Here is a 25,959-nt window from a genome sequence, read left to right as displayed (position 1 = left end):
ACCCGCCCTAAAGCGCGGCGGATGACTGCTCGCGTATCCGGCCCTCGGCCGAAACCCTGGATCGCCGAGATCCAAGCCTATGTCCCCGGCAAGAGCGCCGGCGCGGACGGGCGTCCGCTGATCAAGCTATCCGCCAACGAGAACCCGCTGGGCACCAGCCCCGCGGCGCTCGAAGCCAAGGCGTCGGCGCCCGCGCGCTATCCCGATCCCGACAGCAAGGCACTGCGCGGGGCGCTGGGCGAGCTCCACGGTATCGATCCGGCGCTGATCGTCTGCGGCACGGGTTCCGACGAGTTGCTGCACCTCGCCGCCCAGGGCTATGCCGGGCTGGGCGACGAGGTGATCTACGTGCGCTACGGCTTCTCGGTCTACGACATCGCCGCGCGCCGCTGCGGCGCCGTGCCGGTGGTCGCGCCCGACAGCGACTATGGCAGCGACGTCGACACCATCCTGCCGCTGGTCAACGAACGGACGCGCGTGGTGTTCGTCGCCAACCCGAACAACCCCACGGGCTCCTTCCTGCCGCGCGGCGAGATCGCCCGGCTCCACGCGGCGCTGCCCGCGGACGTCCTGCTGGTGATCGACCAGGCTTACGGCGAGTATGTCGCGCCCGAGGACGAGGACGGCGCCCTTGCCCTTGCCGCGGCGCACGAGAACGTGCTGGTCACGCGCACCTTCTCGAAGATCTACGGCCTCGCCGGCGAACGCATTGGCTGGGGCACCGGCGCGGCGGCCATCGTCGACACGCTGAATCGTATCCGCGGACCGTTCAACGTCTCCTCGACCGGCCAAGCGATGGCGCTGGCCGGGCTAGCCGACCAGGACTTCGTCGTGGCTTCGCGCCTCCACAATGCGGCGGAGCGCGCGCGTTTCGTCGAGACGATCAACGCCATGGGCAACCACGGCCTGCGCCCGCTACCCAGCCAGGCTAACTTCGTGCTGATCCTGTTCGAGGGCAAGCTCACCGCCGAAACCGCGTTCGAGGGGCTGATGCAGCGCGGCTACGTCACCCGCTGGCTGCCCAACCAAGGCCTGCCGCACGGCCTGCGCATCACCATCGGCACCGCCGAGCAGATGGACGCGATCGCCACGGGTATCCGCGAAATGGCGGAAGCAGCCAAATGAGCTTCGAGCGCATCGCCATCATCGGCCTAGGCCTCCAGGGCGGCTCGATCGGCCTCGCGGTGCGCGAGTATCTGCCCGATGCGCAGACCACGGGTTACGATCACAATCCCGAGACGCGGCTGCGTGCGGCAGAGCGCCGGCTGGTCGACCAGGTCCACGAGACCGCCGCCGATGCAGTGCGCGACGCCGACCTCGTGATCTTCTGTGTGCCGCCGGGCGCGATGGGCGAGGCCGCGCGCGAGATTGCCGACGCCGTTCCCGCCGATGCCCTGATCAGCGACGTCGGCTCGTCCAAGCAGGCTATCGCCAAGGCACTGGGCGAGGCCCTGCCCGGCCATGCGATCATCCCGGCGCATCCGGTCGCCGGCACCGAGAATTCCGGCCCCGACGCAGGCTTCGCCGAGCTGTTCCAGAACCGCTGGTGCATCGTCACCCCGCCCGAGCCGAGCAATCTCGTGCTGCTCAGCCGCCTCGTCGAGTTCTGGGAAGCGCTCGGCGCCAATGTCGAGATCATGGACGCGCAGCACCACGACCTCGTGCTCGCGGTGACCAGCCACCTGCCACACCTGATCGCCTACACGATCGTCGGCACGGCCTCCGACCTCGAGGAAGTGACCCAGAGCGAGGTCATCAAGTATTCGGCCGGCGGCTTCCGCGACTTCACCCGCATCGCCGCCTCGGACCCGACGATGTGGCGCGACGTGTTCCTGTCGAACAAGGATGCGGTGCTGGAAATGCTCCAGCGCTTCACCGAGGACCTGACTGCGCTGCAGCGCGCGATCCGGGTCGGCGATGGTGATACCCTGTTCGACCACTTCACGCGCACCCGTGCCGTCCGCCGCTCGATCATCGCCGAGGGCCAGGACGATGCCCGGCCCGACTTCGGGCGCAGCGATCACGACAAAACCGACGGCTGAACCCACAAGCGCGGAGCCTTTTCGCGGTTCGGTCATTGTCGCGGGATACCCATCTCTCCGATGAGAAAGACCCCCGTGAAACTCGCCATCGAATCCACGCTCGACTACGACTTCGCCACGCCCTCCGACGTGCTGCTGCAGGTCGAGGCCGCCTTGCTGCCCGAGCAGACGGTGACCGGCGCATGGATCGACATCAGCCCGGTCGAGCATTTCGCCCGCCTGCCCGGCCACGACACGATCGGCGACCGGATCTGGCTGCACCTGCAGGGCAGGCTGACGGTCAACTACAAGGCCACCGTCACCGTCGAGCGGATCTGCGCCGATCTCGCGACCTTGCCCGCGGTCAAGCCGCACATGCTGCCGGTCGAGACGGTCGATTATTTGCTGCCATCGCGCTACTGCCCGTCGGACCAGTTCCAGACCTTCGTCGAGGCCGAATTCGGCGCATTGCAGGGCGGCGAGCGGGTCATGGCGATCTGCGACTGGATCGGCGGGCACCTGAGCTATGTGCCGGGCGTCAGTATCACTTCGACCACCGCGCTCGAAACCTTCGTCCAGCGCCAGGGCGTCTGCCGCGACTATGCCCACCTGATGATCGCCCTGGTCCGCGCCAGCGCGATCCCCGCGCGCTTCGTCAGCGTCTATGCGCTCGGCGTCGAGCCGCAGGACTTCCACGCGGTGCCCGAGGTGTTCCTCGACGGCGCCTGGTACCTGATCGATCCCACCGGCATGGCCAAGGCCGAGGACATGGCCAAGATCGGCGTGGGCCGCGACGCGGCCGACGTCTCGTTCCTCACCAGCTACGGCTGGGCGCAGCTCAACAGCCAGTCGGTGCAGGTCACGCGGGTGTCGTGTTGAGGTCGTTGATCGCGGCCAGCACGCGCGCCTCGATCTCCTCGCGCGGCAGGCCCGTGGGGATCGTCTCGCCGATGCGGAAGGTGATCGTGCCGCGGCGCTTCCAGCGGCGGTGGTAGAGCGGGCCGCTGTCGACCGCAATCGGCACCACCGGCAGCCCGAGCAACTTGTAGAGCCCGGCGAAACCCGACTGCAGCGGCGCCTCACGGCCATGCGGTACGCGCGTGCCCTCGGGAAAGATCGCCAGCGGCCGCCCTTCGGCGATGAGCCGGCGCGCGCCGCTGATCATCGCGCGCAGCGCCTTGGCGCCCTGGTCCCGCTCGACCGCGATCAGGCCGTAGACGCGCGCCGCCTGGCCCCAGAATGGAATACGCAGCAGTTCCGCCTTGGCGATGACCGCCGGGCGGCCGAGCAGGTTGGGCAGGTCGATCGCCTCGAAGAAGCTTTCGTGCTTGAGCGCCACCAGGTAGCCCTCGCCGGGGAGTTCGCCCTCGACCCTGATACGGATGCCGAGCAGGCCGGTCACGCAGAGCCGGTGCCAGGTCGACCAGCCTGCGGCCACGAAGATCAGCGCCTTCCGGCCCAGCGCCAAGGCCGCCAGCGAGCCCAGCACATAGAACAGGCTGCCACCGTAAAAGATCAGGTAGAAGGCGAGATTGCGCAAAATCGTCATTATTGGCCCATCATACGCTGAACCGTTCGCGCCAGCAGCTTGTTGTATTCGAGGAACAGGTTGCGCAGGCTCGGCTGCGAAGGCACGGCATCGCGGATTACCTCCACATGGTCGGGCAGCAGGCCGCCCAGCTCCATCGCCGCGCGGCGCATGTGCCAATCGGTCGTGACCAGGCGAACCGAACGAATCTTGTTCTTCGCCATCCAGTCCGCCGCCTCGCGCGCGTTCGAACGCGTGTCGACCGACTGGAAGCCCAAGGTGACGCAGCAGGCCATCAGCGCGGGCGGGACCTTGTATTCGGCCTGGAACTCGCCGGGGCGCACTTCGCGGTCGACTCCCGAGACGAGCAGCTTGCGGCTCCACCCCTTCTCCAGCACCTCCAGCCCCCGGCCGATGCGCCCGCCGCCGCCGGTCAGCACGACCACGCCGTCGCTCTTGGCCGCGTCCAGCGGCCCCGGCAGCGCTATCGCAAACCAGATGAAGCCGAGCAGCCAGACGAGCACGATCAGCGAGACGATGCGGCGGAGCATGGGCCTCGTCTTAAAGCATCTTGCGCAAAGTGCGCATGACGGTGATCCGCGCGGTCAGCACCGACAGCGCAACGGCGACGACCGGGACGATTCCCAGCATGATCCAGTCGAGCCAGTGCAGCGCGCCCTGATCGACCATGCCCGCGCCGAGCGAACCGAACCGCCGCGCGAGGAACAGGATCACGACGAGCGCGGCCGCCAGCCCCAGCAGGCCGCCGCCCGCGGAATCGATCCCGGTGGTGCGCTGGAACACGCGGGCAATCTGGACATCGGTGCCGCCGAGCAGATGGACGATCTCGATCGTCCCGCGGTTGGTCCCCAGCGCCGAGCGCACCGCCAGCAGCACGGCCGCCGCCAAGGCGAGTGCCAGCAGGCCGACGAGCGCGATCGCGAGCCATTGCAGGAGCGCGATCGCATCGAGCACGGGCCGCAGCCAGCGCGACTGGGCATCGACCCGCGCCGCCGGCGCGACATCGGCAAGCGAGCGCTGGATCGCCGCAACGCGCGCTTCGGTAAGCTCGCCGGAAATCCGCGCGTCGATCAATGCGGGAACCGGGATCGTATCCTTGTCCGCCGCCTGGGCTTCGACGCCCAGCCAGGGCTCGATCAGGCCATCGAGCTCGGCCTGCGGGACGAGCCGCACCGCGACGATCTCGGGCATCTGGCCGAGCCGTTTGACGGCCTCCTGCGCCTGGGTCGCGCGTTTCTCGGGCGAGGCTTCGACGATCTGCACGGTGACGCCGCCGCGCAGTTCGGCGGTCGTCGCGGCGGCGGCATTGCGCAGGGCAAGGCCGGCAGCGACCGCGATCACCGTCAGCGCCACCATGATCGCGATGACCCAGGGCATCGGGCCCGACAGCCGCGGCTGCGGGACGAGCTCGTGCTCGCCGACGCCCGAGAAGCGGCGCCAGCGGGCTGACATTCCCTGGGCGATACCCCCTGCCCCGCTTTCCTCCGTCACACGTCTCCCCCGGCTCCCGCGCCGGACCCACCGACCCATGGCATCGCGGGCCCCGAACCCGCGCCTCCAGATTCAAAACTCGGCGCCGTCGCCCGCCGCGGGGGATAGCGTAGCGCCCCCGTCGGATCGGACAAGCGTCCCTTGTCGAGCCGCATGATCAGCGACTCCGGTACCTTCTGCAGCAGATGCACGTCGTGCGTCGCGACGACAACCGTCGTGCCCAGCCGGTTGAGCGCTTCGAACAGGCGCAGCAGCTTGACCGCCATGTCGGGATCGACGTTACCCGTCGGCTCGTCGGCCACGAGCAGGTCGGGCCGGCCAATCACTGCGCGGGCGATGGCGACACGCTGCTGCTCGCCGCCCGAGAGCGTCGCCGGGCGCGCCTCCATGCGGTCGCCCAGGCCGACCCAGTCGAGCATGTCGGCGACCGGCTTGGCGATCTCGCGTTCGGCCATGCCCGCCACGCGCAGCGGCAGCGCGACGTTGTCGAAGGCCGAGAGGTGCGGCACCAGCCGGAAGTCCTGGAAGACGACCCCCAGCCGGCGGCGCATCGCTGGAAGCCTGTCGCGCGGCAGCGTGATCGCGTCGGAACCGAACATGCGGATCATCCCGCGCGAAGGGCGCTGGGCGAGATAGAGCAGCTTCAATAGCGAAGTCTTGCCCGCACCGCTCGCGCCGGTCAGGAAATAGAAGCTCCCCGGATAAAGCGTGAAGGAAACGTCGCTCAGAACTTCCCTGTCGGTGCCGTAACGCATGCCGACATTGTCGAAATGGACGATTTCGGCGTCGGCGGCCTGGTTCATTGCACGGTTTCGATCGGACTTTCTGGCTAAGGCTGGGCCTATACAGACCTATGCATGTGGAAAAAAGGCCATTGCGCCCTTTCCTCCACTGCCGAAGCCTTGTGGCGGCAGGGCATAGCATGTTTAACGAGACGTCATGATTATCGCATGTCCAGCTTGTTCGACCCGGTATGTCGTCCCGGACACCGCGATCGGCGTCGACGGCCGGACCGTCCGCTGCGCCAAGTGCCGCCATAGCTGGTTCCAGGAAGGCCCTTCGGCCGAAGCCCTGGCGGCAAGCCCCGCGGCGCAGCCGGCAGCGGCGCCCCGCCCGGCACCTCCGCCACCTCCGCCGCCGCCTTCGCCTCCGCCCCAGGCCGAGGAAGCACCGCAACCGGCTGCGCCCGACCCCGAGGAAGCGGCATCGCGCTGGTCGGTACGGCAGCCCGAACCGGAACCACCGGCCTGGGCCGCGCCCGAGCCGGATCCTGCACCGGCGAGCTGGTCGCCCGCAGGAACGCCCGAGCCGCGGTTCCAGTCGCTCGCCGACGAGTCCGAGCCGACCTACACCGAACCCCCCAGCGATCCCTATTTCGACGAGAGCCGGTCGAGCTTCGATTTCGAGCCGCCGTTCCGCCCGCGGCGCAACCGCCTTCGGATGTGGACCATGGCGGCCGCGCTCTTCGCTGTGGTCGCGCTCGGTGCCGTCGCGGCGGTTGCGAAATTCGGCCTGCCCGACTGGGTGCCGCTCGCCCGCGCGACATTCGGCCAGGCCGAGCCCGACCTCGTGCTCGATTTCCCGCCCAACCGGCAGGACCGCCGCACCCTGCCCAACGGCACCGAGTTCTTCGGTGCCAGCGGCACGGTGACCAATGTCGGCCAGACACGCCGGGCGGTGCCGACCATCCTCATCGTCTTGCGCGACGGGCGCGAGCGGATCGTTTATTCCTACGAAGTCGCCCCGCCCAAGCGCGTGCTGGCTCCGGGCGAGAGCATGACGGTCAACGAAGCCGTGACCGACGTGCCCAAGACCGCCCGTATCGCCGAAATCGGCTGGAAGCCCGGCTAATTTTCGGCCAGCTCACGCTGGAAGCCAAATACCCTGACTCACCGCTTGCAGCCCCCGATTCCCTTTGCTAAGGGCGCGCTCCTACCCCACCCGGGCCGCACTGGCAGCCCGATGATTTAGCGGTCGTGGCGGAATTGGTAGACGCGCAACGTTGAGGTCGTTGTGGGCGAAAGCCCGTGGAAGTTCGAGTCTTCTCGACCGCACCATCAGTCCTGGATGACACAGGCTGAGTCTATATCCGAGCGAGCTGCCGGCCAAAGTGGCGCAGTTCCGCGAGCCCCGGCGCACGCCAAGGCGGCCAAGCGCAGCAGACAACTAAAAGCGATCGAAGAAACAGCCGCAGCCCGGCGACTTTCTCTATCCGCGCCGTTCAGAGCGATCCGCATGGGATCGCGCCGAGGACAGACCGGTGGCGGAGCGGGAGGGATTCGAACCCTCGATACGCTTTTGACGTATACTCACTTTCCAGGCGAGCGCCTTCGACCACTCGGCCACCGCTCCGCATGCTCTGGACAGGCGAAGCGCCCTAGCCGCACCTTTGCTGCGGCGCAAGCGGTGCGGCTTCAGATTCGTTCGGCCTCGGCCACGGCCTCGCTGGCACGCAGCGAACTGATGATGCGGGTCAGGTGGGCGACGTCCTTGACCTCGAGATCGACCTCGTAGGTGCCGAACGGATCGTCGCGCTGGATCATGTGGAGGTCGGTGACATTGGCGCGGTTGTTGGCGAAGATCGCGGTGACTTCGGCCAGAGTGCCCGGCCGGTTGTAGAGCACGATGCGCAGCCGCCCGACCGCACCGGTCGAACGCTCGCCCCAGGACAGGTCGAGCCAATCGGCATCGACGCCGTTGGCCAGGCTCATGCAGTCGATCGTGTGCACTTCGACGCCCTTGCCCGGCTGGCGCAGGCCGACGATGCGATCGCCCGGCACCGGGTGGCAGCAATCGGCAAGGTGGAAGGCCATGCCCGGGGTCAGCCCGCGGATCGAGATCGCGCGTTCCTGCTTGGGCCAGTCGTCGGGATCGGTCAGGTTGGCGGCACTGCCGGGGACGAGCGCTTCCATCACCTCGCGGTCGGACAGCTTCGCCGTGCCGATCGCGGCCATCATCTCTTCCTCGCGCGCGAAGCCCAGGCGCTTGACCGCGTCGGCGATCGCCTTCTTGCCGATCTTGGTCGGCAGGCGCTCGACGATCTCCTCGAACAGCTTGCGGCCGATCGCGGCGATTTCCTGCAATTCCTTCGCGCGCACCGCGCGGCGGATCGCCGCCCGGGCCTTGCCGGTGACGACGAAGCCCAGCCACGAGAGCTGCGGCTGCGCATTGCGGCTCTTGATGATCTCGACCACGTCGCCGTTGTTAAGCGGCGTGCGCAGCGGCACATGCCGCCCGTTGATCTTGGCCCCGACCGCGGCATTGCCGAGATTGGTGTGGACCGCATAGGCGAAATCCACCGGCGTCGCACCCTTGGGCAGCTGGTGCAGCGCGCCCTTGGGGGTGAAGGCGAAGATGCGGTCCTGGTAGATCGCCAGGCGCGTATGCTCGAGCAGTTCCTCGGCGTCGTGGCTGGCGTCGACGATCTCGATCAGGTCGCGCAGCCAGCCCACTTCGCCGTCGGGCCGAGTGCCGTTCTGCTTGTAAGCCCAGTGTGCGGCGAGGCCGTATTCGTTGGTCCGGTGCATGTCGCGCGTGCGGATCTGCACTTCGACGCGCATCGAGTTCTCATAGATCAGCGCCGTGTGCAGCGAGCGGTAGCCGTTGGTCTTCGGCGTGGAGATGTAGTCCTTGAACCGGCCGGGGATCATCTGCCAGGTCTGGTGGAGCACGCCGAGCGCCTTGTAGCAGTCCGCCGGATCGTCGGTCAGCACGCGGAAGGCCATGATATCGGTGATCTGCTCGAAGGTCACATGGCGCTCGGCCATCTTCTTCCAGATCGAATAGGGGTGCTTCTCGCGGCCCGAGACCTCGACCTTCAGCCCAGCCTCGGCCAGCGCCTGCTTGATCGAGAAGGCGATCGCGCCGACCTGGCTGCCTTCCTGGCTGCGGATCTGCGCGAGCCGGCCGGTAATCGTGGCATAGGCCTCGGGCTCGATCTGCTCGAAGGCCAGCAGCTGCATCTCGCGCATATATTCGTACATGCCGACGCGCTCGGCGAGCGGCGCGTAGATATCCATCGTCTCACGGGCGATGCGGCGGCGCTTCTCCTCGCTCTTGATGAAATGGAGCGTGCGCATGTTGTGGAGCCGGTCGGCCAGCTTCACCAGCAGGACGCGCAGGTCCTCGCTCATGGCGAGGAAGAACTTGCGCAGGTTCTCGGCGGCGCGTTCGCTTTCGGTCAGCGTCTCGATCTTCGAGAGCTTGGTGACGCCGTCGACGAGCCGGGCGATCTCGGGCCCGAAATAGCTCTCGACCTCGTCGATCGTCGCCAGCGTATCCTCGACCGTGTCGTGGAGCAGCGCGGTGACGATCGTCTCCTGGTCGAGCTTGAGCTCGGTCATTAGCCCCGCGACTTCGATTGGATGGCTGAAGTAAGGATCGCCCGAAGCGCGCTTCTGGGTACCGTGCTTCTGGACGGTATAGACATAGGCACGGTTCAGCATCGCCTCGTCCGCATCGGGATCGTAGGCCTTCACACGTTCGACAAGTTCGTACTGACGCAGCATTCCCTGCCTAGATGGGCGGAGATGGGGGCAAAGGGCAAGGGCTAAGCGCGCGGCGGTTTGCCTGGCGTGGCCTGGCGGCACCACGAGACGAACGGCCGCACGTCCGCCCCAAAATTCCAGACTTCCTCAATGAATATATCGTCGAATTTTTACTTACGTACAATCACGGAACTTGCTGCTCCCAAATGGGACGACAGAAGATCCTTCCAATTCTACCTAATTTGGGCGAAATTCGACTTAGGGGGAAGAGTCGCCATGCACATCGGTTCGATCGAAACCTTCGAAGAGTTTCATGCTGTTCGTGACGCCTGGGCCGCCGTCTATGCGGCCGACCCGGAAGCCAATTTCTTCCTCACCCATCAATGGCTTGATGATTGGCTGAAATTCACCCCGGGGGTCTGGTTCATCCTGGCCGTCAAGGAGACCGCAGAGAGCCCGGACTATATCGCCTTCCTTCCGCTGCGAATGCGCGCCAAATTCGACAAGAAGGTCGGCCTCTATAACGAGCTCCTGCCTGCGGGCAGTTACTTCTCGGATTATACCGGCCTGTTGTGCCGGCCAGAGGTCGAGGAAGAAGTTCTTCCCCTGCTCGCGGCGCATATCAAGCGCGATCTCCACTGGGCCGAATTCAAGCTCGAATGCCTGATGATGTCGGACCGCAGACGGAAGTTGTTCTTCAAGACCTTCGGCAAGCGTCGGTTCGTCCACAAGTCGATCAGTTATCTTCAAGGCCGGACCAAGCTCGACAACGGCATCTGCCCGGCGGCCGATCTTCCTGACGACTGGGATGCCTATCTCGCCCTGCTCAGCTCGAACAACCGACAGAAGATCCGGCGGCTACTCAAGAAGGTCGATAACGGCGAACAATACCGCATCACGATTGTCGAAGGCGAAGCTCAGTTCGCTATGATCGACACCCTGCTTGCCCAGTGGCGCATAAAATGGGAGCCGGCCAAAGGCGAGCGTACCGATGAGATCATCATGCTTAACCGCGGCATGCTCCAGCGCACGGCACGAGCCGGCAATCTGTTCATGCCGGTGTTCTGGGACGGAGACCGGCCGGTCGCGATCCTCGCCACGCTGGTCGATGAATGCAAAGGGTCGCTGCACTTCCTCATAACCGGCCGCGACGAGAGCTTTTCCGAGCTTCCTTCGGGCTACCTCCTGCACGCCTTCAGCATTCGCCATGCCATCGCGCACGGCTTTCGGATCTACGATTTTCTGCGCGGCAACGAGCCCTACAAGTATCATTTCGCCACGCGCGAAGCCCATATGCATGCCTGCTCGATGCGGACGAACGATGGGCGGAACATCAACGATGGCCTCGATCCCAGGAGCCTTGAAAAATCAGTCGACCTGGCCAACGGCTTCGACGACAAGGGCGAGTATGCCGAGGCCGAAATGGCCTTCCGGCAGATCCTCGACACAGCGCCCGATCACGCCTTGACGCTCTATCGTCTGGGCCGACTGCTGGCCCGCAAGGGTGACTTCGAAGGTGCGGTGCCTTGGCTGACGCGCTCGGTCGAGGCCGAGCCGCGCGGCAACAATGCCTGGAAATGGCTGGGCCGCGCACATCAGGCGCTCGGCGAGCTCAAGCCTGCGCTTGCTGCCTGGAGCAAGGTCGCCGAGCTTCAACCGGACGACGAGGAAGCCGGCCGCATCGTCAGCGAGCTGCAACTGACCGTAGCCGAAAGCTCGAACATCTCCGTTGCCAAGGCGCCTGCTGCCTTGCCGGGACTTACCGCAGCGCTCGCGCCGCCGGCGATCGCGATTGCGGACAAGCCGTTCCTGCCTGGCTCGCTCCAACTGGTGCCGGGCATGCCCCAAGTATCCCCGCTCGCAGGGCTCGGCCGCAGTTAGGCATCTCGATACCAGCCGGGCGGACGCAGGAAACCGTTTGCGCGCACGGCTGACTCTGGCACAGCGATGGCGACAACAAGCAATCGCCCGGAGAGAACACCCATGCCCGCATCCTTCGCCGTCGGATGGCGCCAGGTTGGCATCTGCTTCCTGCTGCTCTCCGCCACGGGCATGATCGCCTCGACCTATTCGATCGTCGCGGTGCCGCTGGCCAAGGAATTCCAGCCGAGCCGCATGGTGCTGATGCTGGCGATGACGGTCTATTCGGGGGCGAGTGCCGTGCTGATGCCGCTGCTAGGCAACCTGATGGACCGCGTCTCGGTGCGCAGGCTGATGATTGCCGGGGGGGCTCCTGCTCGCCGCCGGTTATGCGGCCATCTCCTTCGCCGCCACTTTCACCCAGGTCCTGGTGATCTTCGGCCTGCTGATCGCGCCGGCCAACGTCCTGATCGGGCCCCTGGCGATCACCGTGCTGCTTTCGCGCTGGTTCGCCGACTTGCGCGGGCGTGCGATCGGCATCGCCATTGCCGGCATCGCCGCAGGCGGATTCTGTATTCCCCATGATCATCCAGGGCCTGCTCGACGCCTATGCCTGGCGCCAGGCATTGCAGCTGCTGGCGGTTGTCCTGGTGGTATGGACCGTGCCGGCGACGCTGCTGGTGGTCGACCATCCCTCGCTCCGGGGGCTCAATCCCGATGGCGCGGCAGTGCCGTCCGATCTTGCCCGGGCCGAGCTTGCCAAGGCGCCGATCTCGGCGCGCGAGATCCTGACCGATCCGGCCTTCTGGATGATCGCCGCAACGGTCGCCATCGTCACCGCGGGCATGAAGGGCATGGTCACCAACCTCGCCCCGCTGGCGATCGACGCCGGGATCGCGCCTACGACCGCGGCGACGCTGATCTCGGTCTATGCCGGCTGCGGCTTCATCGCCAAGCTCGGCTTCGCCGCGCTCGCCGACCGCGTCGGGCCGCGCGCATTGATGTCGGTCGCGCTCGGCGGCTTCGGCGTCGGCATTGCCGTGCTGACGCAGGCGAGCCTTGGCTACGGCGCGATCGCGGCGGGCGTGGCCTGCATCGGCCTGTTCGGCGGCATGATGGTGCCGGCCGAGAGCTTCCTCGCGCCGCGCGTCTTCGGCCAGCGTGCCGTCGGCCGCGCCATGGGACTGCTGTCGGGGACGATCCTCATCGCCCTGCTGGCGACGCCGCCGCTGTTCGGCCTGATCTTCGACCTTACCGGCAGCTATACCGGGATCTTCTGGACCTTCAGTGGCCTTGCGGTGGCCGGCCTGCTCGGGTTGCCGTTCATCCGCCTGCACCCGCGCGACGAGGCCGCACCGCCAGCCGCCGCCTTTCAATAAAACCGCTTCCATCGCTCCGGCGAAGGAAAGCGCTGCAAGCCTTCATCCGATTGCCGATCCTGCGGCTTGGTGGCATGGACGAGCGATTAGGGAGATGAGCATGTCTGAGAGCAACGTCGCCACCGCCTGGCCCACCAAGCTGGACGAGATCCGCGTCGACTATCCCGAGGCGCCACCGCACGTGCCCAAGGACCGGATCGTCGACATCTCCTTCGCCATGGGCAACGTGCCCAACGACCTGGTCGATCCCTACGAGCCGTTCCAGTGGCTGAACGGCCAGGACGTGCCGCGGCTGCTCTATAACAAGCCCGCCGGCGGCGGCCTCGGCGCGATCGCCGGCGGCTCGGCCACCGGCAACTGGGTGGTGAGCCACTACGAGGACATCGACCGCGTCTATTGCGATAACGACCATTTCTCCAACAAGGGCACGGCCGAGTTCCAGCGGCTGATCGGCGAAACCTTCCCCTCGATCCCGCTGGGCCTCGATCCGCCCGAGCACACGCCCTACCGCATGTTCCTCACCCAGTTCCTCGGCCCGGCGACGATCACCCGCGTGATGGAGCCGATGATCCGCGAGGTCCTCGACGAGATGATCGGCGAGATCGCCGACAAGGGCGAGGTCGACATGGCGTGGGATTTCGCCCGCGTGTTCCCGGTGCGCATCTTCATGGGGATGATGGGCTTTCCCAAGGACATGTTCGACGACTTCCTCGAATGGGAATGGAACATCCTCCATTCGGGCAGCCTCGAGAAGATGCAGTGGGCGCTGAAAAGCGTGCTCGATTTCCTGCGCGGGTTCATCGCCGAAAAGGAGAAGAACCCGGACCAGTTCCTCACCTCGCTGATCGTCAACGGCAACATCAAGGGCCGTACCTTCACCGACGACGAGAAGATCGGCATGGTCTGGTTCCTCTGGCTCGGCGGGCTCGACACCGTCGCCGCGACGATCGCGCAGATGTTCCGCCGCATGGCATTGCAGCCCGAAATCCAGACGATGCTGCGCAACAACCCCGAACTGATCAACGGCGCGGTCGAGGAATTCCTGCGGACCCAGCCGATCCTGTCCTCGGCCCGGCGCGCGACCAAGGACTTCGAATGGCACGGCGTGCAGATCAAGGCCGGCGACAGCTTCTCGTGCCTCAACCCCGCGGGTAATTTCGACCCCACCCGTTTCGAAAATCCGCGCGAGTTCGATCCCACCCGCAAGGGCAACCGCCACTTCACGCTGGTCGCCGGCGTCCACTCGTGCCTCGGCGGACACCTGGCCCGGCGCGAGCTGCGCCTGCTGCTCGACGAGTGGTTCAAGCGCATCCCCGAGTTCCGGCCGAAACCGGGCGCCGATACCGCGGTGTTCCCGGGCCTGATGTCGATCCGCAACCTGCCGCTGGTCTGGGACGTAAAGTAAAGCCTATTTCGTTGTTCTGCAGGCACCGGAGTGGCACAAATCGCCGCTCCGGTCGTTTTGCCACGGATTGTGTGCGAAGCGCGCGTTAGGACACGAAGGGTCAAGGGATGCCAAGTCTGTCGGGCAGTGCGGAGCACTATCGCACGCTGTTCGAATCGATGGACGAGGGCTTCTGCATCATCGAGTTCGTCGACGGTCCGCACGGCCCGCTGAGCGACTATGTCCATGTCGAAGCGAACGCCGCCTACGAGCGTAACGCCGGCTTGATGAACGTCATCGGCATGCGCGTCCGGGACCTCGTCGGCGACGAGGCGGATGGTTGGGTCGATACTTACGGCACGGTCCTGAAGACCGGCCAGCCGATCCGCTTCCAACGTGAGATCATGGAGACCGGCCACCACATCGAGGTCTCCGCCTATCGCGTCGGCACTGGCGCGGAAAACCAGGTCGCGGTGCTGTTCAAGGACGTCAGCGCCCGCGTCGAGGCGGAGCGGGTCGCGCGTGAACTCAACGAGACGCTGGAGGCCCGCATCGCCCAGGCGCTCGCCGAGCGCGAGGAGGCCGAGGCAGCGCTGCGCCAGGCGCAGAAGATGGAAGCCGTCGGCCAGCTAACCGGTGGCCTGGCGCATGACTTCAACAACCTGCTCGCAGGGATCTCGGGCGCTTTTGAAATGATCGGCACGCGGCTGGCGCAGGGCCGAACGTCGGATGTCGAGCGCTACCTTTCCGCCGGCCAGGGCGCCGCGCGCCGCGCCACCGCGCTGACCCACCGGCTGCTCGCTTTCTCGCGCCGGCAGAACCTGTCGCCCAAGCCGCTGGTGGTCAACGCGCTGCTCCAGGACCTGGCCGAGCTCGTGCGGCGCACCGTGGGCCCGGCCATCCACGTCGAGACAATTGCCGCGAGCGGCCTCTGGGCCACGCTGGTCGACGACAACCAGCTCGAGAATGCGTTGCTCAACCTGTGCATCAACGCGCGCGATGCGATGCCCGACGGCGGCACGATTACGATCGAGACCGCCAACCGCTGGATCGACGCGCGCACCGCGGCCGAGCACCGGCTCGAACCCGGCCAGTACGTGACGATCTGCACCAGCGACACCGGCACGGGCATCGAGAAGGAGAACATCGAACGCGTATTCGATCCCTTCTTCACGACCAAGCCGATCGGTCAGGGAACCGGCCTCGGCCTGTCAATGGTCTATGGTTTCGCCCGCCAGAGCCACGGCCATGTCCGTATCTATTCGGAGATCGGCCAGGGCACGATGGTCTGCATCTACCTGCCGCGCCACGATGGTCCGGCCGACGAAGTGCAGCCGGCGGACAAGGGGACAGCGTCCGCGCCGCGCACCGGCGAGACCGTGATTGTGATCGACGACGAGCCGATGGTACGGATGCTGATGGTCGATGCGCTGGAAGATCTGGGCTACGCCTGCCTCGAAGCAAGCGATGGGCCGTCGGGGCTGAAGCTGCTCGAGATTACGCCCGAGATAGACCTTCTGGTCACCGATGTCGGCCTGCCGGGCGGGCTCAATGGCCGCCAGGTGGCCGAAGCGGCGCGGATGCTACGCCCAGGCCTGCGGATACTCTTCGTCACGGGCTATGCCGAAAACGCCGTGCTCAACCACGGCCACATCGAGCGCGGCATGGAAGTCCTGACCAAGCCCTTCGCCGTGGAAGAGCTCGGCCGGCGCGTGACCGCACTGATGCAGCAGCCCGGGGACTAGGCACCCCACCTAGGCTGCACTGGCCGAGGCCGGAACGACGCTGAAGGGGCGCGGCTCGAACACGATCTTGCAGCGCGACAGCAGGTTCGAGGCGATCGCGATGGCAACCATGTGGGTGCGGTTACGGGCCTGCAGCTTGAGACGCATCGTGTCGAGGTGGCATTCGACGGTGCGGGGGGCGATGTCGCACTCTTGAGCGACTTCCTTGGCGGACTTGCCTACGGCGACGAGCTCGAGAATTTGCAATTCACGGTTGGTCAATGCCGGAATGCGCTGGATGAAGTTCACGTACTGCTCCCTTGTCAAATACCAACTTGGAGCGACCCATTTCTTCCACCCGCGCCTATGCAAACGCCTGACGAGAAACGTTTATTTTTTTGCAACTAAGGATCATTAGCGGAAATCGCACGCAACTTCAGCGCTTGAAAACGCCTGCCGCATCCGAGCCCCGCACTCGGCCCTTTCGCGATAACACCGCAGTTCGGCGATGGTTCCCGGAAGGTACGAATTTTTTCTTCGTTGAATGACTGACTATCTCAGCTTCGTGTCATCTATATGAAATCGCCCCAATGTACGATTGGCGAAATCCGTCATATCGGTCGATATACACCGTCATATTCAGCCAAAACGGTTCCGTATCGGGACAGACCGCCTTTTTCCGGCGACGAAATCTAGCTCCAGACCGCTTCAGGCGGCAGGCTCATCAGGATCGCGTCGATATTGCCACCGGTCTTGAGGCCGAACAGCGTGCCGCGATCGTAGACCAGGTTGAATTCGGCATAGCGCCCCCGCCATTCGAGCTGCTGGAGCTTTTCGGCCGGCGTGAATTCCAGGCCCATCCGCCGGCGCACCAGTCTGGGGAAGACCGCGAGGAAAGCCTCGCCCACCGCCTTGGTGAAAGCAAAGTTCGCTTCCCAGGCCTCGGGACCGGCGCATTCGAGGTGGTCGTAGAAGATGCCACCGACACCGCGGTGCACCTTGCGGTGCGGGATGTAGAAATAGTCGTCGGCCCACTTCTTGAACCGGTCGTAGTCTCCCGGTTCGTGGGCATCGCAGGCGTTCTTGAACTCCGCATGGAACTCGGCCGTATCCTCGTCATAGGGGATCGGCGGATTGAGATCGGCGCCCCCGCCGAACCAGGCCTTGGTCGTCGTCAGGAAGCGCGTGTTCATGTGGACCGCCGGTACGTGCGGATTGGCCATATGTGCGACGAGGCTGATCCCCGTGGCCGAAAAGGCTGGCCGATCGGCTGAGGCGCCGTTGATCGTGCCGGCAAAGTCCGTCGCGAGATCGCCGACGACGGTCGAAACGTTGACCCCGACCTTCTCGAACACGCGGCCCTTCATGACGCCGCGCACGCCGCCGCCCGTCTCGCCAGCCTCACCGCCTTCCACCGCGGCGCGCTGCCATGGCGTATAAACGAAAGCGGAATCGCTACCGGCCTCGCGCTCGATCGCCTCGAACTCGGCGCAGATCGAATCGCGGAGAGTCTCGAACCAGGTGCGGGCGCGGGCGTTATAGGGAGTCCAGTCGGTCATGGTGCCTTCTTTGCTGTCTGTCGCATCGTTCGCTTTGACGCCGGTCAAAGGCGACGAACCGACACGCGCTGCGCTTGCCAAAAGCCGGGGCCTGCGGCAAGTGCAGTGCATGGTTCCCTTTTCGTTCGCCGGTGAGGAAATGCGGCTGGCGCAAGGTCGCGCGCTGTTCTGGCCGCGCGAAGCTGCGCTGCTGGTCGCCGACCTGCATCTCGAAAAGGCGAGCTTCTACGCCACCCACGGCCAGATGCTGCCCCCCTACGACAGCCGCGAGACGCTCGAGCGGCTCGCACTCGCGGTGCGCGAAACGGGAGCACGGCGCGTCTATGCGCTGGGCGACAATTTCCATGACGCCAAGGGTGTGGCCCGGCTCGACCCGCACGCCGCGGGAATGCTCGCGGCGCTGACCCGCGCGCTCGACTGGGTCTGGATCACCGGCAACCACGATTCGGGCAACGACGAAATCGCCGGCGGCTCCCTGGCCGAGGAGATTTCCGCGGGCGGCCTCGTCCTGCGGCACAAGGCGCAGGGCGGTGAAAGCCGGCCCGAGCTATCGGGCCATTTCCACCCGCGCCTCACCCTCTCTGCACGCGGACGGCGAATCGCCCGGCCCTGCGCGGTGATGAGCGAACAGCGGCTGATCCTGCCCGCCTTCGGTGCGCTGACCGGCGGGATGGACGCGGCCGATCCGGCGATCCTCTCGGCGATGCAGCCCGCGCGCTCGATCGACGCGCTGGTTCCTGCGCGCGGTAAACTGCTTCAATACCCATTGTGGCGCGCCGCCGCCTGATTGGCAGATCTTGTTGTTCGGCCGATAATTCCCACTTTGCTTGCCCGCACGAATCGCACTAAGGACGCGCGGATAAGCTTTCATGGAGAATAGACTATAGCACCCCCCACCCCGGCGCATGATGACCCCGCCCGTCAAGAGCGGGCCGCGCTACAACAACATGATTCAAGCCGACAAGGTCCGCGTGATCGACGGTGACGGCGAGAATCTCGGCGTCATGTATACCCGTGAGGCGATCGAGCAGGCGGCCGAAGTCGGCCTGGACCTGGTCGAGGTCTCCCCCAACGCCGATCCGCCGGTGTGCAAGTTCCTCGACGTCGGCAAGTTCCGCTACGAGGCGCAGAAGAAGGCCAACCTCGCGCGCAAGTCGCAGAAGACGCAGGAGATCAAGGAGATCAAGATGCGTCCGAACATCGACGACCACGATTATGAAACCAAGATGAAGGCGGTGAACCGCTTCATCGAGGAAGGCGACAAGGTGAAGGTCACCCTGCGCTTCCGCGGCCGCGAATTCTCGCACCAGGCCCTCGGCATGGCGCTGCTCAAGCGCGTCCAGGACGACGTCGCCGAAGTCGCCAAGATCGAGGCCTATCCGCGCATGGAAGGCCGCCAGATGTTGATGGTGCTGGCGCCGAAGTAAGGTTTGGCGGTTCCTCCCGGCGCTGGGTCCAGCGCCGGGGAGGAACGCCGCTTCCCTGATACAGACTCTCGCTTGACCCTGCGCGCAATGCCCGCCTAGGGACGGCGCTGAACACAGGTTCAGTTCCGGGAGAGAGACATCACCTATCTGGCCGAATTGCGCGCTGCCTGGCGCCCCTTGCTTGCAGCGACGCTCGGTCTGGCGACGGGAATGTCGATGGCCGGCCCGGTGACTACCGCGCTCGCCCCCTCGCTGATTGCCGGCAACCACTGGTCGCCGGCCGATTTTGCCAAGGTCGGCAGCATCGCGCTGTTCACGTCCTTCGCCTTCCCGATCATCGGGCGCCTGGCCGACGTGCTCGGCGTACGCTTCACCGCACTGATCGGCATGACGACGCTGCCGCTCGCCTATCTCGCCTACAGCCTGATGGACGGGAAGCTTTCGACCTACGTCGCCATCTTCTTCATCCAGAGCCTGCTCTGCGTGACGACGACGTCGACGGTCTATACCCGACTGGTCGTGCAGCATGTCGAGAAGGCGCGCGGCCTTGCGCTTGCCATCGCCGCTTCCGGCCCGGCCGTGTCGGGCATCATCATGGGGCCCGTGCTCAATCACTATGTCGAGGTCCATGGCTGGCAGGCGAGCTACCAGGCCCTGGCGATCTTCGGAGCCATCGCGGGGGTCATCGTCTTCCTGCTGATCCCGCCCGAACGCAAGGCGGCGAAGGCAGAGGCTGCGGCATCGACCCGACCGAAGCGCCGTGCGCGCGATGACTATCCGGTGATCTTCCGCAAGACCGCCTTCTGGTGCCTGGTCGGCGCGATGCTGCTGTGCAACCTGCCGGCGACGATCATGCTCGTGCAGCTGAAGCTGCTGATGCTGGCCAACGGCGTCAGCGGCGAAGGCGCCGGCGTGATGCTGGCGACGATGTCGATCGGCATGCTGGCGGGGCGTTTTGTCGCGGGTGTCTCGCTCGATCGCTACCGCGCCGATCTGGTCTCCTTCGTGACGCTCGGCCTGCCGAGCGTCGGGCTGTTCATCATTGCTTCGAGCTGGGATGCGCCGGCGGTCCTGACCTTCGCCGTGTTCTGCATCGGGTTTTCCTTCGGTGCCGAAGGTGACATCATCGGCTTCCTCGTCGCGCGGCACTTCGGCGTCGACGTCTACAGCTCGGTCATGGGCCTGCTGACCTTCTGCACCTCGTTCTCCACCGCTTCGGGCGCTTTGCTGCTGGGGATCACGATGGAAAGGACCGGCGGCTACGACCTCTACCTGATCATCGCCGGGATCGGCGTGCTGGTCGGCGCCTCGCTGCTGCTGATACTAGGCAAGGGGCGAGAGCCGAGCCATGTGGCGATGGTGTTCGAGGAAACGGTGCCAGTCACTACGGCACCGAGCGGAGCAGCCTAGCTCAGCCCTTCCACTCGCGCCGCTCCTCGGCGGCGCGCAGGACTTCGTAGGCGAGCTGCAGCGCCTGGAAGGCCTTGGCCGCCTCGGCATCGTTCGGGCGCACGTCGGGGTGGACTTCCTTGGCCTTGGTGCGCCAGGCTTTCTTCACCGCGTCGAAATCGGCATCGGCCTCGAGCCCCAGCAGTTCGAGCGCGCGCATCTCGTCGCGGCTGCGGCTGCCATCGCCCGGACCGGTCCAGGCATAGTGCGCCGATTCGCGGTAGCCCGAGTTGTCGCGATTCTCCGTGGCCTCGCGCGCGGCTGCTTCTTCCTTGGTCAGGCCCTCGAAATAGTCCCAGCCCTGGTTGTATTCGGCGGCGTGCTTCTGGCAAAAATACCAGCGATCCGGGCTGTTAGGCGTCTTCGGCGCGGGGCAGTCGCCGGGATCAGTGCAGCCGTGGCGATCGCAAAGGCGGATCTTCGCGGCCTCGCGACCGCTCTCGTAGCCGCGCCATCGGGGGAATCCCCAGTCGTTCGATCGGCGGGCGCGGTTCATTAAACGCAGATAATCGGCCAGGCCTAGCAAGCGCAAGGCTTGAACCTGCTTCAGCAAAGATTAACTCGCGCGGAGCTATCTGCTGCATTGCAATATCTACTAACCTACCTTATAGTAGCCATACTGAGCAATCGAGGCGAATGATGAGCAAGCAACTGGCGGTATCGGCAGCGTTCTCCATCCTGATGATGGCGACCTACGTGCTGTTCGGCGCCCACCTCGCGCGCGAAGCGCTGGCGCCCACGGACGCCGCGTTCGCCAGCCCGCTGGAGATTTCCGCGCCGGAACTGCCGCGGCCCTCGTCGCTGCTGCCGATCGCGCGCTGACGGTCGTCCCGGACGCAGCCCGGGACGACCGGGTCTTCGATCAATCGATGGTGACGGTAACCGCGCGGCGGTTCTTGGCCCAGGACGCCTCGTCCGAACCAAGCGCGACCGGGCGCTCCTTGCCATAGGACACCGTCGTCAGCCGCGAGGCATCGACGCCCAGGCTGACCAGATAGTTCTTCGCCGAATTGGCCCGACGCTCACCCAGGGCGAGGTTGTAGTCGCGCGTGCCGCGCTCGTCGGCGTGGCCTTCGACCGTCGCGCGCTTGCTGGGATAGCGCAGCAGCCACTGCGCCTGGCTCGCCAGAGCGGCCTGGTCGGTCGAGTCGATGTCGTAGCGGTCGGTATCGAAATAGATCGTGTCCTGGCCCTGCATCGTCGCGACGAAATCGGCCTGACTGCCCGGGATCACACGCGTGCCGGTGGTATCCTCGGTGGTCGTGGCGACGCCGCTCGGCTCCGGCGGCAACTGCTTTGGCGCCTTGCTGGCGCAGGCCGACAGTGCCAGCGATCCGGCGATCATGACGGCAGCCGTGCCCAGTTTCATTCGCCCAATCATCGCAATCTCCTTCATCGTCTGTTTAAAGCGCAGGCAAGCCTTGTGTGTAGTCCGTAACACATGAACCAAAGGTTGGTGCCCAGCGGTTACTGCTGGATCGGCCCCCAGGCGGGGTCGGAGGCATCGGCCGGGGTCGGCAGCCGGCGCTCGTTGCGGCCCGTCAGGTCGACCTGCCAGATCGACGCCTTGCCGCTGTTCTTCTCGGTGCGGAAGAACTGGATGATGCGGCCGTTCGGCGCCCAGGTCGGCGCTTCATCCTGCCAGCCGTCGGTCAGATAACGCATGCTCCCGCCACTGGGGCTCATCACCGCGATGCGCAGGTTGCCGGCGATGTGGGTGAAGGCGATCTGATCGCCGCGCGGGCTCCATTCGGGCGTCGCCGAGCGGCCGCCGAAGAAGGTGATGCGCTTCTGGTCGGAACCGTCGGCGTTCATCACATAGACCTGCTGGCTGCCCGAGCGGTCGCTTTCGAACACGATCTTGGTGCCATCGGGCGAGAACGAGCCGCCGACGTCGAGGCCGGGGCTGTCGGTCAGCTTCTGCGGCGAGCCGCCACCCGCGGCCGAGATCTTGTAGATGTCGGTATTGCCCGCGATCGCCATCGAATAGAGGATCCACTGGCCATCGGGCGACCAGCGCGGCGCGAAGGTCGGGTAGGAGTTCTGAGTGATCAGCCGCTGGGTGTTCGTCGCCAGATCATAGACGTAAATCCGCGGATTGCCGTTGAGATACGACAGGTAGAGGAGCTTCTTGTAGTCGGGCGAATAGCGCGGGGTCAGCGCGGTCGCCTGGCCGCTGGTCAGATAGCGGTGGTTGGCGCCGTCCGAATCCATGATCGCGAGGCGCTTCATCCGCCGGTTCTTCGGGCCGGTCTCGGCGATATAGGCGATCTTGCTGTCGAAGAACGGGCTCTCGCCCGACAGGCGCGAATAGACCATGTCCGAGCACTTGTGCGCCGCCCGCCGCCAGTCGCTCGGGCTCACCTGCCAGCCGCCCTTGGCGAGCTGCTGCTTGAGCTGGACGTCGTAGAGATAGCAGCCGACCGTCAGATCGCCGGCCGGATTGGCGCGGACATAGCCCTGCACCAGCATCTCTGCGCTGCGCGCTGACCAGACCGGATAGTCGGGCGACTGGACCTGCGGATAGCCCGGCTGCGGCAGGCCCGCCGGGCCGGTCGGCTTGAACAGGCCGTTGTTGCGCAGGTCCGCCGAGATCACGTCCGACAGGGCGCGGCCGAGCGAGGCGGTGGAGCCGGCATTGGTCTTCGTCGGCAGGTCCTGGTCGGTGGCGAAAGCGGTGATGGCAATGCCGAGGTCCTGCCAGGCCGAATCGTCGGAGACGGTGCCGGTAAGGCCCTCGTCCTCGGTCGGCGCAGCAGGCTGCCCGGACACGCCGCCGGCAGGCGCAGTCGCGGGCTGGGCCGAAGCGTGCCCTGCCAGGACAAGCGCGGTTGCTGCGAGCAGCGAAAAACGAAGTGTCATTGCGAAAGCCCCTTGTCGAAGCGGATCGTTACCTGCTTCCAAATATTGTAATACTCGTCCGGCAGCTGGAACGGCGCGGCGAGCTGCACGGCACGCATCGCCCGTTCGGCATGAAGCGCTGCCTGCGCGCGATTGGCATCGGTGATCCCCTCCTGCCGCACCAGGCGCGGCGAGCCGGCGAGCGAGCCGTCCCGGTTGAGGTTCCAGGTAAGGACCGTCACCAGCTTGTCGGCATCGGCGCCCTGGGGAGCGGCCCAGCGCGGCTTGAGCTGCCGCGTAATCGCGCCGACCAGCCCCGACCGCACGGCGGGGCCGATCGTCGCGGCGGGCGGCGTGCGCGCGGGGCCGTTGGCCTGGGCGCCCTGAACGCCCTTGAGGAAGTCCGCGCCGACCTTGGTGCCGCCGGGAGTCGTGGTCGACTTGAAGGCGTCCGCGACGCTCTGCCGCGGAGCCGGGTTCGTCGCCGGCTTCGCAGCGGGCTTGACCGCTGGCGCGGGGTTCGGCCGCGGCGCCGGACGCGCAACCGGCCGTGGCGGCTCGGGGCGCGCCACCGGCTTCGGTACCGGCCTCGGCACCGGTCGCGGCTCGGGCTTCGGCGGCAGCGGCTTGGCGATGGGCTTCGGCGGCTCCGGCTTGGGCTGTGGTTCGGGCGGGGCAGCCGGGGGCTCGGGCGGCGCTGGTTCGCCAATGTCGGGAGCCATGTCCGGCGCGGCCTGAGCCTGCGGCTGCGGAGAGGTAGAAGTCAGGCTCACATCGTCGCTGATCGTCACCTCGATCCGGTCGGGCGGCATCACGGCCGGCGTCGTGTTCGGATGCCACAGCAACAGCGCCGCCAGCCCGATATGGGCGACGATGGCCACGACCAGGCCAATGCGTTCCTCGCTGCGAAGGGCGGTGGCTGCCATCGTTACCTGGCTATTGGCTCGTGCCTGAACCGCCGATTGCCGCGGGCTGTTGCGCGGTGGCGGTCGTGACCAGCGAGATCGAGGTAAAGCCGGCGCGGTTGAGTTCGCCCATCACCGCCATCGCACGGCCCCAGTCGATCGCCTTGTCCGCGCGCAGCGTGACCAGCGGCGGCTTGCCGTCGGGCCCCGGCGGGACGCCCGCGAGCCGGTCGGCCAGTTCGCCCGGCGCGACGAGATCGTCGTCGAGATAGATCTGGCCGTCGCGCGACACGCTGATGGTGATCTGCTGCTTCTCCTCGGACAGCGCCTTGGCGCGGCTCTCCGGCAGCTCGACCGGCACGCCGGCCTTGAGCAGCGGCGCGGTGACCATGAAGATGATCAGCAACACCAGCATCACGTCGACCAGCGGCGTGACGTTGATCTCGGCCATCGGCGTGCGTCGGCTGCCGCGCCGACCGCGCGCCCGGCCGCCCGAAAGACCCATGGCCATGGCTCAGCCCTCCAGCTGACGGCTGAGACTGGCGTGGAAGCGATCCCCGAAGCGCTGCAGCGCAGACTCGAAGCTGTTCACCCGGTGCGAGAAGCGGTTGTAGGCGATGACCGCGGGGATCGCCGCGAACAGACCGATCGCCGTGGCGAACAGCGCCTCGGAAATGCCCGGCGCGACCACCGACAGCGACGAGTTCTGCTGCTGCCCGATCTGGAAGAAGCTGTTCATGATGCCCCAGACCGTGCCGAACAGGCCGACGAAAGGCGCGACCGAACCGACGGTGGCGAGGAAGTTCAGCCGGTTGGCGAGGCTGTCCGCCTCTTCCGCCACGGCGGAATCGATCGCCAGCGACAGCCGCTGGCGCGCGCCCTCGCGGTCGACCGACTTGCCGCTGGCCGAGCGGCGCCATTCGGCGAAGCCCGCCCCGGCGACCTTGCCCGAAGGCACCTCGCCCTTGCCGCGCTCGGCCTGGAACGCCTCGAAATCGCGCGCCTTCCAGAAGTCCTCCTCATAGGCAGCGCAGCGGCGGCGGACGCTGCCCATGCGCAGCGAGAACGAGACGATGATCGCCCAGACCCAGACGGAGGCGAGGATCAGCCCGACCATGACCACCTGGACGACGATATCGGCATCGAGGAACAGCTTGATCGGATTGAGATGCGTCGGCGCGCCCGCTGCAGCGGCGACGGCCAGGATGGACAAAGTCGTCATGGGGTTCCTTCTGGAGCGGAAACTACGGAAGCGAAGGCTTGGCGCCATTCGATGGGTTGCGGGCGCGGACGGCCCGAGGGACTGATGAAGCCGACACGAAGCCGGGCCTCGCTGAGTAAGGTGTCGTTCCTGAACGCCCGCTGGTGCATCCGGCAGGACGCGGCGCGGATTTCCTCAGCGCGGCTTTCGATGTTCACGACATCGTCGAGCCGCGCGGGCGCGAGGTAGCGGATATTGAGTTCGGTGACGGCATAGGCGCCCTCGCCCGCCTCCTGCGCGGCGCGCTGGTCTATGCCCAGCAGCCGCAGCATGTCGGACCGCGCGCGCTCGAACCAGCGCAGGTAGTTGGCGTGATAGACCACGCCCGACAGGTCGGTGTCCTCGAAATAGGCGCGCACCGCAAAGCGGTGCACGGGTCCGTCGAAACGGCCGCTGCTCGGTTCGGGGAACGACGTCATGCCGCGCCGTGTCTAGCCGCCCGGCGAGTCGCAGGGCAAGAGTCACCGTTCGGCCGAAAGCAAATGAAGCACGGATTGTCGGGGATCGTCGGCGCGGTTGGAGGTTGGAGTAGGATCACCTTGCACTAACCTCGTCATCCCGGACTTGATCCGGGATCCCGCTGCTTTTTTCGACCTTGCGTCCGCAGGCAATAAGCGGGACC

At 66.1% G+C, this 25,959-nt stretch carries 27 protein-coding genes and 2 tRNA genes; 14 read left to right on the top strand and 15 right to left on the bottom strand.

The window, feature by feature from the left end; translation table 11 throughout:
- Positions 1-21: 21 nt before the first annotated feature.
- The 3 genes from KRR38_RS24730 (at position 22) to KRR38_RS24720 (ending at position 2,900) form a co-directional block, all read left to right on the top strand.
- Positions 22-1,125, top strand: a complete 1,104-nt coding sequence (locus KRR38_RS24730) for a histidinol-phosphate transaminase (protein WP_217406097.1) — start codon at positions 22-24, stop codon at positions 1,123-1,125.
- Complete coding sequence (locus KRR38_RS24725; RefSeq protein WP_217406096.1) at positions 1,122-2,042, top strand: prephenate/arogenate dehydrogenase family protein; 921 nt, start codon at positions 1,122-1,124, stop codon at positions 2,040-2,042. The genes KRR38_RS24730 and KRR38_RS24725 overlap by 4 nt, the downstream gene beginning before the upstream one ends.
- A 75-nt stretch (positions 2,043-2,117) precedes the next feature.
- A complete protein-coding gene (locus tag KRR38_RS24720) occupies positions 2,118-2,900 on the top strand; it encodes a transglutaminase family protein (protein ID WP_217406095.1) in 783 nt (260 codons plus the stop codon).
- On the opposite strand, the gene KRR38_RS24715 is transcribed toward KRR38_RS24720, so the two are convergent.
- Genes KRR38_RS24715 through ftsE form a run of 4 tightly spaced genes read right to left on the bottom strand, consistent with a single transcriptional unit; the run spans position 2,881 to position 5,864 of the window.
- Positions 2,881-3,570: a 1-acyl-sn-glycerol-3-phosphate acyltransferase gene (locus tag KRR38_RS24715; RefSeq protein WP_217406094.1), complete on the bottom strand. Its 690-nt coding sequence runs from the start codon at positions 3,568-3,570 to the stop codon at positions 2,881-2,883. The two genes, KRR38_RS24720 and KRR38_RS24715, sit on opposite strands and share 20 nt — an antisense overlap.
- Positions 3,570-4,100 carry a YdcF family protein gene (locus tag KRR38_RS24710; protein WP_217406093.1) on the bottom strand — a complete coding sequence of 177 codons (531 nt, stop codon included), beginning with the start codon at positions 4,098-4,100 and terminating at the stop codon, positions 3,570-3,572. Before KRR38_RS24710 ends, KRR38_RS24715 begins: the two co-directional genes overlap by 1 nt.
- Positions 4,101-4,110: 10 nt before the next feature.
- The gene (locus KRR38_RS24705) at positions 4,111-5,061 is read right to left on the bottom strand and encodes a cell division protein (RefSeq protein WP_309141133.1); all 951 of its coding nucleotides are present in this window, start codon (positions 5,059-5,061) and stop codon (positions 4,111-4,113) included.
- Positions 5,058-5,864, bottom strand: coding sequence for a cell division ATP-binding protein FtsE (ftsE, locus tag KRR38_RS24700; RefSeq protein WP_217406092.1), 807 nt, complete (start codon positions 5,862-5,864; stop codon positions 5,058-5,060). The genes KRR38_RS24705 and ftsE overlap by 4 nt, the downstream gene beginning before the upstream one ends.
- Before the next feature lie 136 nt (positions 5,865-6,000).
- On the opposite strand from ftsE, the gene KRR38_RS24695 reads away from it, so the two are divergent.
- Together KRR38_RS24695 and KRR38_RS24690 are read left to right on the top strand one after the other, a co-directional pair.
- Positions 6,001-6,912 (top strand): zinc-ribbon domain-containing protein, encoded by a 912-nt coding sequence (locus tag KRR38_RS24695; protein ID WP_217406091.1) that lies wholly within the window; start codon positions 6,001-6,003, stop codon positions 6,910-6,912.
- Between the two features lie 119 nt (positions 6,913-7,031).
- Positions 7,032-7,118: transfer RNA gene (locus KRR38_RS24690), tRNA-Leu, on the top strand.
- A gap of 204 nt (positions 7,119-7,322) precedes the next feature.
- On the opposite strand, the gene KRR38_RS24685 is transcribed toward KRR38_RS24690, so the two are convergent.
- Positions 7,323-7,413, bottom strand: a tRNA-Ser gene (locus tag KRR38_RS24685).
- A gap of 62 nt (positions 7,414-7,475) precedes the next feature.
- Positions 7,476-9,569, bottom strand: coding sequence for a bifunctional (p)ppGpp synthetase/guanosine-3',5'-bis(diphosphate) 3'-pyrophosphohydrolase (locus KRR38_RS24680; protein WP_217406090.1), 2,094 nt, complete (start codon positions 9,567-9,569; stop codon positions 7,476-7,478).
- Between the two features lie 255 nt (positions 9,570-9,824).
- Here KRR38_RS24680 and KRR38_RS24675 point away from each other — a divergent pair, with 255 nt between their 5' ends.
- From KRR38_RS24675 to KRR38_RS24660, 5 genes are all read left to right on the top strand, one after another.
- The gene (locus KRR38_RS24675; RefSeq protein WP_217406089.1) at positions 9,825-11,429 is read left to right on the top strand and encodes a GNAT family N-acetyltransferase; all 1,605 of its coding nucleotides are present in this window, start codon (positions 9,825-9,827) and stop codon (positions 11,427-11,429) included.
- 102 nt (positions 11,430-11,531) lie between these two features.
- Positions 11,532-11,993: an MFS transporter gene (locus tag KRR38_RS36415; RefSeq protein WP_254514964.1), complete on the top strand. Its 462-nt coding sequence runs from the start codon at positions 11,532-11,534 to the stop codon at positions 11,991-11,993.
- Positions 11,990-12,787: an MFS transporter gene (locus KRR38_RS36410; RefSeq protein ID WP_254514963.1), complete on the top strand. Its 798-nt coding sequence runs from the start codon at positions 11,990-11,992 to the stop codon at positions 12,785-12,787. The genes KRR38_RS36415 and KRR38_RS36410 overlap by 4 nt, the downstream gene beginning before the upstream one ends.
- A gap of 100 nt (positions 12,788-12,887) precedes the next feature.
- Positions 12,888-14,192, top strand: a complete 1,305-nt coding sequence (locus KRR38_RS24665) for a cytochrome P450 (RefSeq protein WP_217406088.1) — start codon at positions 12,888-12,890, stop codon at positions 14,190-14,192.
- Between the two features lie 107 nt (positions 14,193-14,299).
- Entirely contained in the window at positions 14,300-15,916 is a 1,617-nt protein-coding gene (locus KRR38_RS24660; RefSeq protein ID WP_217406087.1) for an ATP-binding protein, read from the top strand.
- 9 nt (positions 15,917-15,925) lie between these two features.
- Here the strand turns inward: KRR38_RS24660 and KRR38_RS24655 are convergent, their stop codons facing one another.
- Positions 15,926-16,204, bottom strand: a complete 279-nt coding sequence (locus tag KRR38_RS24655; protein WP_217406086.1) for a helix-turn-helix transcriptional regulator — start codon at positions 16,202-16,204, stop codon at positions 15,926-15,928.
- A gap of 383 nt (positions 16,205-16,587) precedes the next feature.
- The gene (gene hemF, locus KRR38_RS24650; RefSeq protein WP_217406085.1) at positions 16,588-17,454 is read right to left on the bottom strand and encodes an oxygen-dependent coproporphyrinogen oxidase; all 867 of its coding nucleotides are present in this window, start codon (positions 17,452-17,454) and stop codon (positions 16,588-16,590) included.
- Positions 17,455-17,563: 109 nt separating this feature from the next.
- On the opposite strand from hemF, the gene pdeM reads away from it, so the two are divergent.
- The 3 genes from pdeM (at position 17,564) to KRR38_RS24635 (ending at position 20,291) form a co-directional block, all read left to right on the top strand.
- Positions 17,564-18,241, top strand: coding sequence for a ligase-associated DNA damage response endonuclease PdeM (gene pdeM, locus KRR38_RS24645; RefSeq protein WP_217406084.1), 678 nt, complete (start codon positions 17,564-17,566; stop codon positions 18,239-18,241).
- A 118-nt stretch (positions 18,242-18,359) separates the two neighbouring features.
- A complete protein-coding gene (gene infC, locus KRR38_RS24640) occupies positions 18,360-18,881 on the top strand; it encodes a translation initiation factor IF-3 (RefSeq protein ID WP_217406083.1) in 522 nt (173 codons plus the stop codon).
- 156 nt (positions 18,882-19,037) lie between these two features.
- Positions 19,038-20,291 (top strand): MFS transporter, encoded by a 1,254-nt coding sequence (locus KRR38_RS24635; protein ID WP_256449508.1) that lies wholly within the window; start codon positions 19,038-19,040, stop codon positions 20,289-20,291.
- Between the two features lies 1 nt (position 20,292).
- Here KRR38_RS24635 and KRR38_RS24630 read toward each other — a convergent pair whose 3' ends face one another.
- Positions 20,293-20,826 (bottom strand): J domain-containing protein, encoded by a 534-nt coding sequence (locus tag KRR38_RS24630; protein ID WP_217407449.1) that lies wholly within the window; start codon positions 20,824-20,826, stop codon positions 20,293-20,295.
- Positions 20,827-20,969: 143 nt separating this feature from the next.
- Here KRR38_RS24630 and KRR38_RS24625 point away from each other — a divergent pair, with 143 nt between their 5' ends.
- Entirely contained in the window at positions 20,970-21,152 is a 183-nt protein-coding gene (locus KRR38_RS24625; protein WP_217406082.1) for a hypothetical protein, read from the top strand.
- 40 nt (positions 21,153-21,192) lie between these two features.
- Here KRR38_RS24625 and pal read toward each other — a convergent pair whose 3' ends face one another.
- The 6 genes from pal to KRR38_RS24595 all read right to left on the bottom strand — a co-directional run bounded on the left by pal (position 21,193) and on the right by KRR38_RS24595 (position 25,756).
- The gene (pal, locus tag KRR38_RS24620; RefSeq protein WP_217406081.1) at positions 21,193-21,699 is read right to left on the bottom strand and encodes a peptidoglycan-associated lipoprotein Pal; all 507 of its coding nucleotides are present in this window, start codon (positions 21,697-21,699) and stop codon (positions 21,193-21,195) included.
- Between the two features lie 98 nt (positions 21,700-21,797).
- Positions 21,798-23,192, bottom strand: coding sequence for a Tol-Pal system beta propeller repeat protein TolB (gene tolB / locus KRR38_RS24615; protein ID WP_217406080.1), 1,395 nt, complete (start codon positions 23,190-23,192; stop codon positions 21,798-21,800).
- Positions 23,189-24,097 (bottom strand): TonB C-terminal domain-containing protein, encoded by a 909-nt coding sequence (locus KRR38_RS24610; RefSeq protein WP_217406079.1) that lies wholly within the window; start codon positions 24,095-24,097, stop codon positions 23,189-23,191. Before KRR38_RS24610 ends, tolB begins: the two co-directional genes overlap by 4 nt.
- A 10-nt stretch (positions 24,098-24,107) precedes the next feature.
- The gene (locus tag KRR38_RS24605) at positions 24,108-24,587 is read right to left on the bottom strand and encodes an ExbD/TolR family protein (protein ID WP_217406078.1); all 480 of its coding nucleotides are present in this window, start codon (positions 24,585-24,587) and stop codon (positions 24,108-24,110) included.
- Between the two features lie 3 nt (positions 24,588-24,590).
- Positions 24,591-25,298: a protein TolQ gene (tolQ, locus tag KRR38_RS24600; RefSeq protein ID WP_217406077.1), complete on the bottom strand. Its 708-nt coding sequence runs from the start codon at positions 25,296-25,298 to the stop codon at positions 24,591-24,593.
- On the bottom strand, positions 25,295-25,756 hold the full coding sequence (locus tag KRR38_RS24595; protein ID WP_217406076.1) for a YbgC/FadM family acyl-CoA thioesterase: 462 nt from the start codon (positions 25,754-25,756) through the stop codon (positions 25,295-25,297). Before KRR38_RS24595 ends, tolQ begins: the two co-directional genes overlap by 4 nt.
- Positions 25,757-25,959: the final 203 nt, after the last annotated feature.

Origin of the sequence: Novosphingobium sp. G106, assembly GCF_019075875.1 — a bacterium.
Classification (GTDB): domain Bacteria; phylum Pseudomonadota; class Alphaproteobacteria; order Sphingomonadales; family Sphingomonadaceae; genus Novosphingobium.
This window is presented reverse-complemented; position numbering and strand designations above follow the sequence as displayed.